The following is a 13,298-nucleotide window of genomic DNA, read 5'->3' on the forward strand; positions in this document are numbered from 1 at the left end:
AATTCATTAGTTAGACGCCGCTGTCAGCAGGCGGTCAATCTTTCGCCTGATCTTTGACGAGTTGGGTTTGGTAAAAGGGTAGTAAAAATCAACTACATGGCCTTCCCTGTCGATCAAAAATTTATGAAAATTCCAGCGCGGAACCGACCGTACATTTCCATTCTCTTTTTTATCGGCAAAAAATTGATACAAAGGGTCGGCATAAGGACCGCGTACCCGTATCTTTTCAAATATGGGGTAATTAGCGCCAAAGTTTTCACAAAAAACAGCAATAGCTTCGCCATCTAATGGTTCCTGGCCTCCAAAATCATTTGAGGGAAATGCGAGGATTTCAAAATCCTTGCCGGCAAGCCCGGCTTTTAACGCTGCCAGTTCTTTTAGCTGAGGGGTAAAGCCGCATTGCGATGCTGTATTTACTATTAAAAGAACTTTGTTTTTATATTCGGAAAGACTGATCTCTTCACCGTTTAACTTTTTAACGTTAAACCGGTAAATACTTTTATTATCCATTAAACTAATTGCTGTATGAATTATATCCGGCCTGGTTTAATATAGCCTCGATATCCTTCTGTTCTTCAGGGTCGTAGGTTTCTTTGAGGTTATGACCAAATATGCTTGCTACCGACTGGAACATGAAAGCTTTAAAACCGCCCTTTAATTCTTTAACCATGGCAAAGCTGGTTTGCCCGGTTTCGCGGTCAATAAGCTTAATTAAAACCTCTCCCTGACTAATTGTCAGGTTCTTGATTTCCTTATTGAACAGGTTTTTTATTTCACCCTCGCAGGTGCTTACTAATTCTTTTTGTTTTTTCCTGTCGGCAGTAACGGCCAAATCGCGCTGTAGCTGGCGGTACCTTTGCCCTGCAAAACGTGCGTAGGGCAGTACTTTCATTACATTATAGCGCAAACGGCGGTAGTTTTGCCTGTCGGCTTCGCTCGCAAAAATACGGGTATCTACAATCCTGACCTCCGGCTCAACTATCCATGGTACAAGCTCACCGTCAAGATTGGTCATAGCTGTTCTGATGGTATCATTTTTGCCAAGGGTTACAGGTGCAGGCGTAGCTGTTTGGGCCTTTGCAGCACCCATTAAGCAACATAACAGCAGCGTAAAACCAATAAATTTCATATTTTTACTTAATACAAAAATAATGTAATTTTTTTTGGTATTTTACTAATACCTGCAATAATATTTATTTGCTGCATGTTTATGATTGAATACCGCTAATACCCCGTACATGAAAGACTTAGTGATAGACCTGGAAGCCGAGAAGAACGAGATACTAAAAAGATACCGTGCTTTATTGCGTGCCTGTAAATCAACCCTGCAAAAGGGCGATAAACGCATGATACGCAAGGCATTTGATATGGCCCTTGAAAGCCATAAGGATATGCGCCGTAAAAGCGGCGAACCCTATATATACCATCCTATTGCTGTTGCCCAGATAGCCGCCGAAGAAATTGGCCTGGGTACCACCTCAATAGTGTGTGCCCTGCTGCATGATGTGGTTGAAGATACCAACATGACGCTTGATGAAATTGAGATGGAGTTTGGTAAAAAGGTAGCCAAAATTATTGACGGCCTTACCAAAATATCAGGCGTATTTGATACCAACAGCTCATTGCAGGCCGAAAATTTCCGCAAAATGCTGCTTACCCTTGCCGACGATGTAAGGGTGATACTGATCAAGCTTGCTGACAGGCTGCATAACATGCGTACCATGGAATTTATGCCCCGGGACAAGCAGCTTAAACTATCGTCAGAAACCGTTTACCTGTATGCCCCCCTTGCTCACCGTTTAGGTTTATACGCTATAAAATCTGAACTGGAGGATCTTTCCATGAAATACATGGAACGTGAAACATACCAGTTCATTAAAAATAAACTGAACGAGAAAAAGGCCGAACGTGAGCGTTTTATCCGTGATTTTATTGAGCCTATCAATAAATCATTGCAAAGCCAGGGACTTGAGGCCGATACATTTGGCAGGCCTAAATCCATCCATTCCATCTGGAATAAGATGAAAAAGAAATCGATACCTTTTGAAGAGGTGTATGATCTTTTTGCTATCCGGATCATTTTGGACAGCGCCCCCGAGCATGAAAAGGCCGATTGCTGGAAAGCCTATTCGATTGTAACCGATCAGTACCGCCCAAATCCCGACAGGCTGCGCGACTGGATCTCATCGCCCAAAGCCAACGGCTATGAGTCATTGCATACCACGGTAATGGGTCCGCGCGGACAATGGGTTGAAGTACAGATCCGTACCAAGCGCATGAATGAGATTGCCGAGAAAGGTTTTGCAGCACACTGGAAATACAAAGAAGCCAGCACCGATAGCGGCCTTGACCAATGGGTACACAAAGTGCGCGAGATGCTTAAAAACCCGGATACCAATGCGCTCGACTTTATCGACGATTTTAAGATGAACCTTTTCAGCGATGAGATTTTCATCTTTACGCCTAAAGGTGCGTTGATCCAGTTGCCGTTAAACGCAACAGCGCTTGACTTTGCTTTTGAGATCCATACCGATGTAGGTGCGAGTTGTATCGGTGCCAAAGTGAACCATAAGTTGGTACCGCTAAGCTACAAGCTCCAAAACGGCGACCAGGTAGAGATCATTACATCGAGCAAGCAAACCCCTAAGGAAGACTGGCTTAACTTTGTGGTTACCGCTAAGGCCAAGGCCAAGATCAAATCGGCTTTAAAAGAGGAGAAACGCAAAATAGCCGAAGATGGTAAGGAGATCCTGGAGCGCAAAATGAAATCGCTCAAGATCACTTACAATTCCGAAAACCTGCAAAAGATCAGTTACTTCTTTAAGCTACAGGCCACCCAGGATCTTTTTTACAATGTTGCCAAAGGCATTATTGATATGAAGGACCTGAAAGAGTACCAGGCATCTGAAAAAGTAATTGATAACAAGCCGCAGGATAAGATAGACCAGGAACAGGTTCAAAACCTCATCAAAAATATCAAGGCCAAAGACAGTGATATACTGCTTATTGGCGAGGATATGCAAAAGATAGATTACAAGCTGGCCAATTGCTGTAACCCTATTCCGGGTGATGATGTTTTTGGTTTTGTTACTGTGAGCGATGGCATCAAGATACACCGTACCAATTGCCCTAATGCAGCCAAGTTAATGGCCAACTATGGCTATAGAATAGTAAAAGCCCGCTGGACAAATCAGCAGGAACTTGCTTTCTTAACCGGCTTACGCATTACCGGTATTGACGAGGTTGGTTTGATCAACAAGCTTACTACCGTAATATCAAATGATTTTAAAATAAACATCAGATCTATAACAGTTGACAGCGATAATGGTATATTTGAAGGGTCGCTGATGTTATATGTGAACGATACCAGCCACCTTGATACCCTAATTAAAAACCTAAAACAAGTAAAAGGCGTTACAGCAGTTAACCGTTTTGATTCGGCTATTGAAAAAGCGTCGTGAAGTGAGTAGTTGATTGAGTTGATTAGGTGAGTAGTTGCTTTATGCAATGAAAGTCAACATAATCAACCATTCACATAATCAACCACTCACCACTTAACAAATTATTAATAACTTTGCCCCGTTAATACATCATTATGTCACAGCAGGATACCATACCAATGGTTAAAAAAATTTTTGAGGCCTACCTCGAAAATAAGAATCTCAGGAAAACCCCTGAACGTTTTGCTATACTCGAAGAGATATATTCCCGTACAGATCACTTTGATGTGGAGTCGTTGTATATCCACATGAAAAATAAGAAATACCGTGTAAGCCGTGCTACGGTTTACAACACGCTTGAGCTATTGGTTTCATGCGATCTGGTTACTAAACACCAGTTTGGCAAAAACATGGCCCAGTTCGAAAAATCATACGGCTACAAACAGCATGACCACATCATCTGCATCGACTGCGGTAAGGTGGTTGAATTTTGTGATCCGCGTATCCAGCAGATCCAGAGTATGATGGGCGATATATTGAAATTTGACATCAAACACCACTCTTTAAATCTTTATGGTAATTGTACCAAATTAAGAGACGGTTTTTGTGACAGAAAAATTTAACTTTGCCCCCTTTCATAACACATATTCTTGAACTTACGATAAATTAATGGCTGTTGACGTATTATTAGGCCTCCAGTGGGGCGATGAAGGAAAAGGAAAAATTGTTGATGTGCTTAGTGCAGGTTACGACCTGATTGCACGTTTCCAGGGCGGGCCGAATGCCGGTCACACGTTAGAGTTTGACGGTAAAAAGTTTGTTTTAAACACCATTCCTTCAGGTATATTTTTTGAAAACACCATCAACCTTATCGGTAATGGTGTGGTGATTGATCCTATCACCCTGAAAAAAGAACTGGATAAATTGAAAGATGCCGGGCACGACCTGCTGGCTAAAAAGAATCTTTTAATAGCTAAAAAGGCGCACCTGATATTACCAACCCACCAGTTGCTTGATGCCGCCAATGAGAAGAAAATGGGCGACGGAAAAATTGGTTCAACCTTAAAAGGTATTGGTCCAACGTATATGGATAAAACCGGTCGTAATGGTTTACGCATTGGTGATATTACCCTGCCCGATTTTAAAGAGCGTTACCAGAAACTGGTTGATAAGCACGTATCTATGCTGCAACAGCTTTACGGTGAAGTAGCAGATTTTTCAGAGCGTGAAACATTGTTTTTTGAAGCGCTTGACGTGTTGCGTCAGTTCCCGCTGGTTGATTCTGAACATTTGGTTAACAGCTATATTAAAGATGGCAAAAAGGTATTAGCAGAAGGTGCTCAGGGCGCTATGCTTGATATCGACTTTGGTTCATATCCATTTGTAACCTCATCAAATACTACCGCTGCAGGCGCTTGTACTGGTTTAGGCATTGCTCCGCAGCAAATTGGTGATGTAATAGGCATTTTTAAAGCTTACTGTACTCGTGTAGGTGGTGGCCCGTTCCCAACCGAACTGGAAGACGAAACAGGTGAAGAGCTACGCAAGGTGGGCCATGAATTTGGCGCAACTACCGGCAGGCCACGCCGTACCGGATGGATCGATCTTCCTGCTTTAAAATACGCTATTATGCTTAACGGTGTTACCCAACTGGTAATGACCAAAGCTGATGTATTAAGCGGTTTTGAAAAGATTTATGCTGCTACTCACTACAACTATTTAGGCGAACAAATTGATTATATGCCTTACGATATCTGCTCTGTAAAACCAGAGCCGGTATACAAGGAAATTGACGGCTGGAATGAAGACCTGACAGGTATTACTGAATTATCTGAGATCCCAGCTAAATTACAGTCATACATTGATTTCCTTGAAGCTGAACTTGGCGTACCGGTAAAATATTTATCAGTAGGGCCGGATAGGAAACAAACCTTAACGTTGCATTAATAATGTTTTCCGTGGAGACACGGAAAACTGGATGATAATAAGAGGCCGGATAATACCGGCCTTTTTTATTTACCCCAACCTGCCCGTTTCGTGTCTTTACGTAAACAAACCAACAATGCAAAACGATTAACATTAAACCAATCTAATTTCATTTACTTGGTTATTTTTGCACAGTGATAGTACAGGTTAATGATCTGCCGGGTTTCAGGGAAAAGGCGTTGCAATGGGCCACAAGTTTTGATACGCTGTGTTATCTTGATTCGAATGGATTTAATGATCCCTATTCCAGGTTTGATACATTGATAGCAACCGGTTCCTATGCCCAACTTACTGCAAATGCAGGCAACGCTTTTGATAGGCTTGATGAGTTTAGGAAAAATAACCCTGGCTGGATGATGGGTTTTCTGGGTTATGATCTTAAAAATGAAATAGAAGCGCTTACATCTGCAAATCACGACGGTTTAAAATTCCCTGATCTATATTTCTTTGTTCCTGAACATCTTATTTTGATAAAAGAAGATAAGGTAGAGATCATCTCGGATCATCCCGATCGGGTTATAAAAGCAATAAATGAGCAAGCTTTAAACAGGTCTGCCCGGCCATCTGTTATCAATCTAAAACCACGCTTTAGCAGACAGGAATACATCGATACGGTGAACAGGATAAAAGAGCACATCACCCGTGGCGATATCTATGTCACCAATTTTTGCCAGGAATTTTTTGCAGAGGATGTAGCCCTTGAGCCGCTGGAGATCTTCACAAAGCTGAACGAAGTTTCGCCTAATCCATTCTCAACGTTTTTCAAATGGAATGGTAATTATATCCTTGGTGCATCGCCCGAGCGCTTTTTGGCGAAGAGGGGAAGTAAGCTAATATCACAACCCATAAAAGGAACTGCCAAAAGACTTGACGATATTAATGCCGATGAGCAAGCTAAACAAATCCTGCGTAACCATCCCAAGGAGTTACAGGAAAATGTAATGGTGGTTGATTTGGTGCGCAACGATCTTACCCGTTCGGCCCGGCCGGGTACTGTTAAAACTGAAGAGCTTTTTGGTATTTACAGCTTTAAGCAGGTACACCAGATGATCTCGACCGTGGTTTGTGAAATACAGGAAGGCTTATCAAATGTACAGGCTATCAAAAATGCTTTTCCTATGGGTAGCATGACCGGAGCACCAAAAGTGAGTTGTATGCAGCTGATGGAACAATACGAGCGCAGCAAGCGTGGTGTGTACTCTGGTGCTATAGGCTATTTTAGTCCGGATGATGATTTTGATTTTAACGTGGTGATTCGTTCATTACTTTATAATTCTACTAACCACTATCTCTCATTCCATGCAGGGGGCGCCATTACTTACCATGCAATCGCCGAAAATGAATATGAAGAATGTTTGTTGAAAGCTGCAGCTGTGATGGAAGTTTTGGGAGGATAGCAGTTTTCTCTGTAGAGACGCATCACATGCGTCTTTCGCATGCAAGCTACGAATACATTAATTGCCCTAATACTACCTGTCCTATGGGAGACGCATGTGATGCGTCTCTACAAAAAAACCATTATTGGCGCAAGTGTTGTGCGATAGCCCGTGGGTATGCTCACTTGTGCCTGCAGAATACCTGCGCTAAAGAGGGGTGTTAAGTGGCTATACCAGGCGAAGAAGATGCTTCGTTCCTCAGCATGACAATAGGAGATGCATTTTATATCAAATCATCAATTTTTTATTATATTGGCTGTAAAAGTACCATCACTATTCGTCTTTAATTGTCAGTATGTTAATACCCCTACAAAAGATTAAGTTAATTATCATTTTCCTGTGTTTATTGGCAACCGATATTGCTTCTGCCCAAACTAAGTATCATCCTTCTGATCTGTTTCCGGCGCAACCGTTACTGCCGCCGGGTAATTCATACCGTACGGCCACGGGTGAACCAGGCCCTGCTTACTGGCAAAACAAGGCGGATTATGTAATAGATGTGGCGCTTGATGATAAAACCAATGTAATAACCGGTACAGCAACAATTACTTATACCAATAATAGCCCCAAAGCCCTTTCGGCACTGTGGCTGCAACTGGAGCAAAACGTGTTTAAAAAAGATTCGCGCGGGATCCAATCCAAATTGTTCCTTTACCAGGATCCTGAAAAAACTACTCCTGATGGAGGATACCAGATAGATGGGGTGAAACTTGCCGGCAATAAAACTGAAGATATTAAATATCATATCTATGATACCCGGATGCAGCTTGAGCTGGCGCAGCCGCTTTTAAGCGGACAAGCCATAAGCTTCAGTATCCGTTACCGGTATAACTTCCCTGTAAACTATAAAAATGCCGATTTCCTGGTTAATCGTACCGATATCCTCCCCACAAAAAACGGTAATATTTATGCAGTGGCACAATTGTACCCGAGGATGTGTGTATTGGATGATATAGAAGGATGGAACACGCTGCCATATTTAGGTAACGGTGAGTTTTACCTGGAGTATGGTAATTTCAGGGTTAATATCACGGTGCCATCTGGCTTTATTGTTGAAAGCTCCGGCGATCTGCTCAATCCAGAGGAGGTACTAACGCCAACTGCACTCAAGCGTTGGCAAGCAGCTAAACAAAGTGATTTGCCGGTGCAGATCAGAACAGCAAAAGAAGTAACCGACCCATCGTCACGACCTGCAAAAGTCACCTGTACCTGGAAATTTAAACTGGATAATTCAAGGGATTTTGCCTGGACAGCGTCGCGTTCCTTTATTTGGGAAATGGAAAACTTTAAGCTTTTTAACGGTAAAAGGGTAATGGGCAGTTCGCTCTATCCGGTAGAATCGGAGAAGCAAGGCAGCTGGAAGCGTTCGTCTGAATATATCAAATTTACCTTACAGCATTTTTCGGAAAAATGGTTTCCTTATCCTTATAACAAAGCGGTTAACGTAGCCTCGAATTTAGATGGAATGGAATACCCGGGTATGGTTTTTTGTTCGGCGAAAGATACCGGCAATATGTATTTTGCTGTGGTAAATCATGAGTTGGGGCATACCTGGTTCCCGATGGTAGTGGGCAGCAACGAACGCAAATACGCCTGGATGGACGAAGGTTTTAATATGTTCATCGATAAAATAGCTACCAAGGCTTTTAACAAAGGCGAGTTTATAGGTTATGTAGAGATCGATAGTCCGCTCGATTCCTTGTTTGCAGGAAAATTATTGCCTATTGTTACCCGCCCCGATGCTTTACCTGGCAACCAGGTGTATCCGTTGCAGTATCAAAAAGTGTCTTACTCCCTCGCACTTTTGCGGAACCAGATCTTAGGCCCGGAGCGCTTTGACCGCGCCTTCAGAAAATACATCCGTGACTGGGCTTATAAACATCCAACGCCCTGGGACTTTTTCAGAAGCATAGATAGTTCGGCAGGAGAGGATCTGACTTGGTTTTGGAAATCCATGTTTTTGGAAAACTATCGCCTCGATCAAAAAATAACTAAAGTAGAAAGCCCGGCAGGTGCCCAACCAAGCATCACCATTGAAAATATGGAAAAAGCTGCCATGCCGTTAGTGGTTGAAATAACCTATACCGATGGCTTAAAAGAACATCGTGAATTTCCGGTAGAGATTTGGGAGTATAGCGGCGTTTATACTTTTACCGGCGATAAGAAAGCGGCTGTTGCCAAAGTTATTATAGATCCGGATAAGATCTATCCGGATGTGGATAGGAGCAATAATGGTTATGTGGTGAAGAAATAGACTGTTTTTCATGTAGGAAACGAAAAGTATTCCGACTCATTCTCCATCACGTCATTGCGAGGAACGAAGCAATCGCGATCTGTACAGAGCCGCTCTGTAAATCGGGGATTGCTTCGTTCCTCGCAATGACGGTTTTTTATACGTTCTCAGTTGGTAGAGCGTTTTTTATAACTTCACGCCCCTCAAAAAGTCCTCAATACCCATACGTTTCTTACCTTCTAACTGAATATCTTTTAGCGAGATAAAACCATCTTTAGCGGCAAATTTCAAATAGGTTTTGTTATCTGTTAAAAAGCCTCCGGGTTGTATGTCTGTTTCCGATAGCTCATACTGTGAGACATAAATTTTCAAATTTTTACCATTAAGCTCGGTATACGCAGTTGGCACCGGGCTCAAACCACGGATTTTGTTATAAATTGACAAAGTAGGTTGTGCCCAGTCTATCTTGCAATCGTCCTTGAAAATCTTTGGTGCATGCCTCAACTCCGTTCCCTCGGCCAGCTGAGCTTGCGGGTGTTCGTTGTAACGGCCGCTTTCAACAGCTTTAACAGTTTTTACCAATAACCCGGCACCTTTGTTCATCAGGCGATCATGTAGTTCACCGGCATCTTCATGGCCGGTAAGTGTTATTTTTTCGGTAAACAGGATGTTACCAGTATCAATATCATGTTTTAAAAAGAAGGTTGTTACGCCGCTTTCTTTTTCACCATTGATAAGTGCCCAGTTGATGGGAGCTGCCCCGCGGTATTGAGGAAGTAGCGATGCATGCAAATTTATGGTGCCTTTTGGCGGCATGTTCCAAACGGCTTCGGGCAGCATCCTGAAGGCCACCACTACCTGCAAATCGGCCTTAAGTGCTTTCAATTCGGCAATAAAATCTTCGTTCTTCAATTTTTCGGGTTGCAGCACTTTCAATCCGTTAGCTGCAGCATACTGCTTAACGGCCGATTCACTAACTTTTTGCCCCCTCCCGGCTGGTTTATCAGGCGCTGTTATAACAGCCACAATATCACTGCCGGCTTTAATTAAAGCGTCTAACGAGGCAACGGCAAACTGGGGGGTACCCATAAATATAATTCTCATAGATGTTTAGGTATTAGAGGTGCTTTACTCGGTTATTCGTATAGTAAATATTTTTTGCGTATTGTTTTAAAAGCAGTGAGCCCCGGCTGCCAGCTGGCGCGGATCTCTTCTTCAGTTTTGCCCGTTTCAATTTGCTTCCTTAATTCGGTTGTGCCTGCCAGTTTTATGAAATAAGCATTAAAGAAATGATCCTTATCGGGGAAAGCATTATATAACTCTAAGAGCCATTTCAGGTTGATTGTGCCCATGCCGGTGATGTCATTTGACGAAATATTTTGCAGATCGATACCAAAACATTCCTGGTCTTTCTGCGGAGGGTTTTCGCTCATGCCCGGAATACTTTTCGGCGTGAACGAAAAGCTGTATTTGCCTTTTAGTGCCGGGTGCCCTAAAACCGCAAAAGGAACAAGTGTGCCCCTGCCCAAACTAAAAGTAGTACCCTCAAACAGGCAGGTACTTGGGTATAATAAAATTGATATGGGCGTATTTAAGTTTGGCGACGGGTTTACCGGCAAGGTATAAGGCAAATCATGTTTGTAATTAGCCACTTTAATGATCTTTAGTTTGCACTTAACCCCTTTTTTTAACCAGCCTTCGCCGTTTATCATTTGGGCGTATTCGGCAATGGTCATGCCGTGAGCGATAGGGATGGGGTGCATGCCCACAAACGAACGGTTAATGGTATCCAGGATAGGCCCGTCAATCAAATATCCGTTTGGATTAGGGCGGTCAAATATCATGAGCTCTACATTATTTTCGGCACAGGCCTCCATTACATAGTGCAGGGTTGATATGTAGGTGTAAAAGCGCACGCCAACATCCTGAATATCAAATATCATCAGGTCGATGCCTTTCAAATCGGCAGGTGTTGGTTTGTAGTGTTTGTTGCCGTACAGCGATATTACGGGCAGGCCGGTTTTAGGGTCCTTTGCATCACCAACCGTAGCGCCATTACTGGCATTACCCCTAAAGCCATGCTCCGGGCCAAAGATCTTTTTTACATTCACTCCCGAATGCACCAAACTATCTACACTGGCAGTTAAATTTTTACCAATAACAGAAGTTTGATTAATCACCATCCCGATATTTTTTCCCTTAAGATAATTAATATAAAGCGGAATTTGATCGGCTCCGGGAATAATAGGGCCGTTTTCTTCATTTTTAGATACAGGTGCTGTTTTGCAGCTTTTGCAACCGGTTGCCTGGCTGCACGCTGTATTTGCAAGTAAAACTGTTATGAGGGCAAATCGTAAAAAAACACAAATCTTATTCATAAAATATTGAGTTGAAACAATTTTAAAAGTAGCAGGTTTAACAGCAAAACCGCATATTTGCGAAGGTACAAAAAATCAGTCTGCCATTGAGTTTCGCCTCCTTTATATCAGCCCGCATAACATTTAAATCAAAACGCACATTTTCAAAACTGATAGTGCGTATTGCAATTATAGGCATTATGCTTGGCCTTGGTGTAATGATACTGTCCCTTGCTATCGTTAAAGGATTTAAACACGAAATCCGCAATAAAGTTCGCGGCTTTGCCGGGGATATTCGCGTGGTTAAGTTTGATCTGAACAACTCTCTCCAAAGCTCTTCATTTGCTGCCGACAGCTATTTTGTTAAGCGGGCGCTTAAAAGCCCATTTATTACCCATGTGATGCCGGTGGCTACCAAACCGGGCATTGTTAAGGCTAATAATGAAATTGAAGGCGTAGTACTTAAGGGCGTTGATAAAAGCTACGACTGGGGCTACTTTAAAAAAATGATGGTTGCCGGCGATGTGATCAGCTTTGCCGATTCGGTTGAAGCGCAAAAGGAGATCATGATTTCGCAAACAACGGCCGACAGGCTTAAACTTAAGGTAGGGGATAAGCTGCTGATGTATTTTGTGCAGGAGCCGCTTCGTAAACGTCAGTTTAAAATTAAAGGGATTTTCAACATCGGCGTTGAAGAAGTTGATAAAACCTTTGTTATTGGTGCGCTATCGCTCATTAACCGCCTTAATGATTGGAAGCCAAACGAGATAGGCCAATATGAACTGCGCGTGTCTGACTTTGAGCATATCAATGAGGCCGCCAATGCGCTTGATAATGTTTTACCGGTGAAGTTAAAAGAGTATACTATTGAAGAAGATTACCCTACTATATTTGAATGGCTTAACCTGTTGGATGTAAATTCGGTAGTGATGCTGGTATTGATGGTGGCAGTTGCCGTTATTAACATGATATCAGCACTGCTGATCATGATCCTCGAGCGCACAGCCATGATAGGTATGTTCAAAGCCATGGGGGCATCTAACTGGGCCATTCGCAAAGTTTTCCTGATCAATGCCAGTTACCTGATAGGTTTAGGGCTGTTGCTGGGTAATTTGCTTGGGATAGGCCTCGGTTATTTCCAGATGTATACCCATTTCTTTAAACTCGACCAGGCATCGTATTACATGACCTTTGTGCCGGTTCAGTTTGACCTTTTCGATATTATAGCCCTGAATATCGGCACCCTGATCATCTGCCTGCTGGTACTTATCATACCATCAACATTGGTAAGCAGGATTTCGCCGGTAAAGGCTATTCAATTTAAGTAAGTTTAACCATCTGGTAATCAAATGGCTGATAGGAGGCATCTACAGATCCCTAAGCTTTTATTGGAGATTAAATTAAAGTAATTAAACAAACAAAGGATCTTAAAATCCCTTCTTGAAGCTACCGTGTAGGCGCATCTTTTTAATCTTATTATTAATAAAAAAATGTCATATCCTTTAGATTAGCTTCAACAGAATAATAGAGGTTATTATTATTGTTGAAGCTTTCTTTTTGCTTCTTTTTCTTTGTTAATAACCTGGAGTTTTGTGGAAAAAGTTAACAGCGGTAAAGGCGCATTATTGTCATTTCCAGGCGCAGAGGCCTATTCGTCGATTTACTCCTTTACCGCTTGTTTTAAACTACGGCATCAAATAGAAATTAGAGTTTACGAGGCTCATTAGTAAGGAATTGATGGTGTTTAAAACATGTTAACTGTTTACTAACATAAACAGGGTAAAGATATGGAATTTGAATTTTTCATTGGCATTGATGTATCCAAAAGCGAGTTGGATATAGCTGT

Annotated in this window: 10 protein-coding genes; 6 read left to right on the forward strand and 4 right to left on the reverse strand. The window is 42.3% G+C overall.

The window, feature by feature from the left end; genetic code table 11:
• Positions 1-6 precede the first annotated feature (6 nt).
• On the reverse strand, positions 7-510 hold the full coding sequence (locus BMX50_RS33175; protein WP_091222145.1) for a glutathione peroxidase: 504 nt from the start codon (positions 508-510) through the stop codon (positions 7-9).
• Between the two features lie 4 nt (positions 511-514).
• Positions 515-1,129, reverse strand: coding sequence for a DUF4294 domain-containing protein (locus BMX50_RS33180; protein WP_091222150.1), 615 nt, complete (start codon positions 1,127-1,129; stop codon positions 515-517).
• Positions 1,130-1,238: 109 nt separating this feature from the next.
• Here BMX50_RS33180 and BMX50_RS33185 point away from each other — a divergent pair, with 109 nt between their 5' ends.
• The 5 genes from BMX50_RS33185 (at position 1,239) to BMX50_RS33205 (ending at position 9,116) form a co-directional block, all read left to right on the forward strand.
• A complete protein-coding gene (locus tag BMX50_RS33185; RefSeq protein ID WP_091222197.1) occupies positions 1,239-3,461 on the forward strand; it encodes a RelA/SpoT family protein in 2,223 nt (740 codons plus the stop codon).
• Positions 3,462-3,595: 134 nt separating this feature from the next.
• Positions 3,596-4,063, forward strand: coding sequence for a Fur family transcriptional regulator (locus BMX50_RS33190; protein WP_091222155.1), 468 nt, complete (start codon positions 3,596-3,598; stop codon positions 4,061-4,063).
• Positions 4,064-4,109: 46 nt separating this feature from the next.
• Positions 4,110-5,387: an adenylosuccinate synthase gene (locus BMX50_RS33195; protein WP_091222159.1), complete on the forward strand. Its 1,278-nt coding sequence runs from the start codon at positions 4,110-4,112 to the stop codon at positions 5,385-5,387.
• Between the two features lie 173 nt (positions 5,388-5,560).
• Positions 5,561-6,823, forward strand: a complete 1,263-nt coding sequence (locus tag BMX50_RS33200) for an anthranilate synthase component I family protein (protein ID WP_244281165.1) — start codon at positions 5,561-5,563, stop codon at positions 6,821-6,823.
• Positions 6,824-7,157: 334 nt separating this feature from the next.
• On the forward strand, positions 7,158-9,116 hold the full coding sequence (locus BMX50_RS33205) for a M1 family metallopeptidase (RefSeq protein WP_091222162.1): 1,959 nt from the start codon (positions 7,158-7,160) through the stop codon (positions 9,114-9,116).
• Between the two features lie 165 nt (positions 9,117-9,281).
• On the opposite strand, the gene fmt is transcribed toward BMX50_RS33205, so the two are convergent.
• Together fmt and BMX50_RS33215 are read right to left on the reverse strand one after the other, a co-directional pair.
• Positions 9,282-10,199 (reverse strand): methionyl-tRNA formyltransferase, encoded by a 918-nt coding sequence (fmt, locus tag BMX50_RS33210; RefSeq protein WP_091222166.1) that lies wholly within the window; start codon positions 10,197-10,199, stop codon positions 9,282-9,284.
• Between the two features lie 32 nt (positions 10,200-10,231).
• The gene (locus tag BMX50_RS33215) at positions 10,232-11,473 is read right to left on the reverse strand and encodes an exo-beta-N-acetylmuramidase NamZ family protein (protein ID WP_091222169.1); all 1,242 of its coding nucleotides are present in this window, start codon (positions 11,471-11,473) and stop codon (positions 10,232-10,234) included.
• A 155-nt stretch (positions 11,474-11,628) separates the two neighbouring features.
• Between BMX50_RS33215 and BMX50_RS33220 the strand changes: the two genes are divergently transcribed.
• The gene (locus tag BMX50_RS33220) at positions 11,629-12,780 is read left to right on the forward strand and encodes an ABC transporter permease (RefSeq protein ID WP_317040921.1); all 1,152 of its coding nucleotides are present in this window, start codon (positions 11,629-11,631) and stop codon (positions 12,778-12,780) included.
• Positions 12,781-13,298: the final 518 nt, after the last annotated feature.

The sequence above is a fragment of the Mucilaginibacter gossypiicola genome, from assembly GCF_900110105.1.
Classification (GTDB): Bacteria; Bacteroidota; Bacteroidia; order Sphingobacteriales; family Sphingobacteriaceae; genus Mucilaginibacter; species Mucilaginibacter gossypiicola.

What these genes read in the sequence shown, in the direction of transcription:
- BMX50_RS33175 (WP_091222145.1), bottom strand. Translation starts at nt 510, where the DNA reads ATGGATAATAAAAGTATTTACCGGTTTAACGTTAAAAAGTTAAACGGT.
- BMX50_RS33180 (WP_091222150.1), bottom strand. Translation starts at nt 1,129, where the DNA reads ATGAAATTTATTGGTTTTACGCTGCTGTTATGTTGCTTAATGGGTGCT.
- BMX50_RS33215 (WP_091222169.1), bottom strand. Translation starts at nt 11,473, where the DNA reads ATGAATAAGATTTGTGTTTTTTTACGATTTGCCCTCATAACAGTTTTA.
- fmt (WP_091222166.1), bottom strand. Translation starts at nt 10,199, where the DNA reads ATGAGAATTATATTTATGGGTACCCCCCAGTTTGCCGTTGCCTCGTTA.
- BMX50_RS33205 (WP_091222162.1), top strand. Translation starts at nt 7,158, where the DNA reads ATGTTAATACCCCTACAAAAGATTAAGTTAATTATCATTTTCCTGTGT.
- BMX50_RS33195 (WP_091222159.1), top strand. Translation starts at nt 4,110, where the DNA reads ATGGCTGTTGACGTATTATTAGGCCTCCAGTGGGGCGATGAAGGAAAA.
- BMX50_RS33185 (WP_091222197.1), top strand. Translation starts at nt 1,239, where the DNA reads ATGAAAGACTTAGTGATAGACCTGGAAGCCGAGAAGAACGAGATACTA.
- BMX50_RS33190 (WP_091222155.1), top strand. Translation starts at nt 3,596, where the DNA reads ATGTCACAGCAGGATACCATACCAATGGTTAAAAAAATTTTTGAGGCC.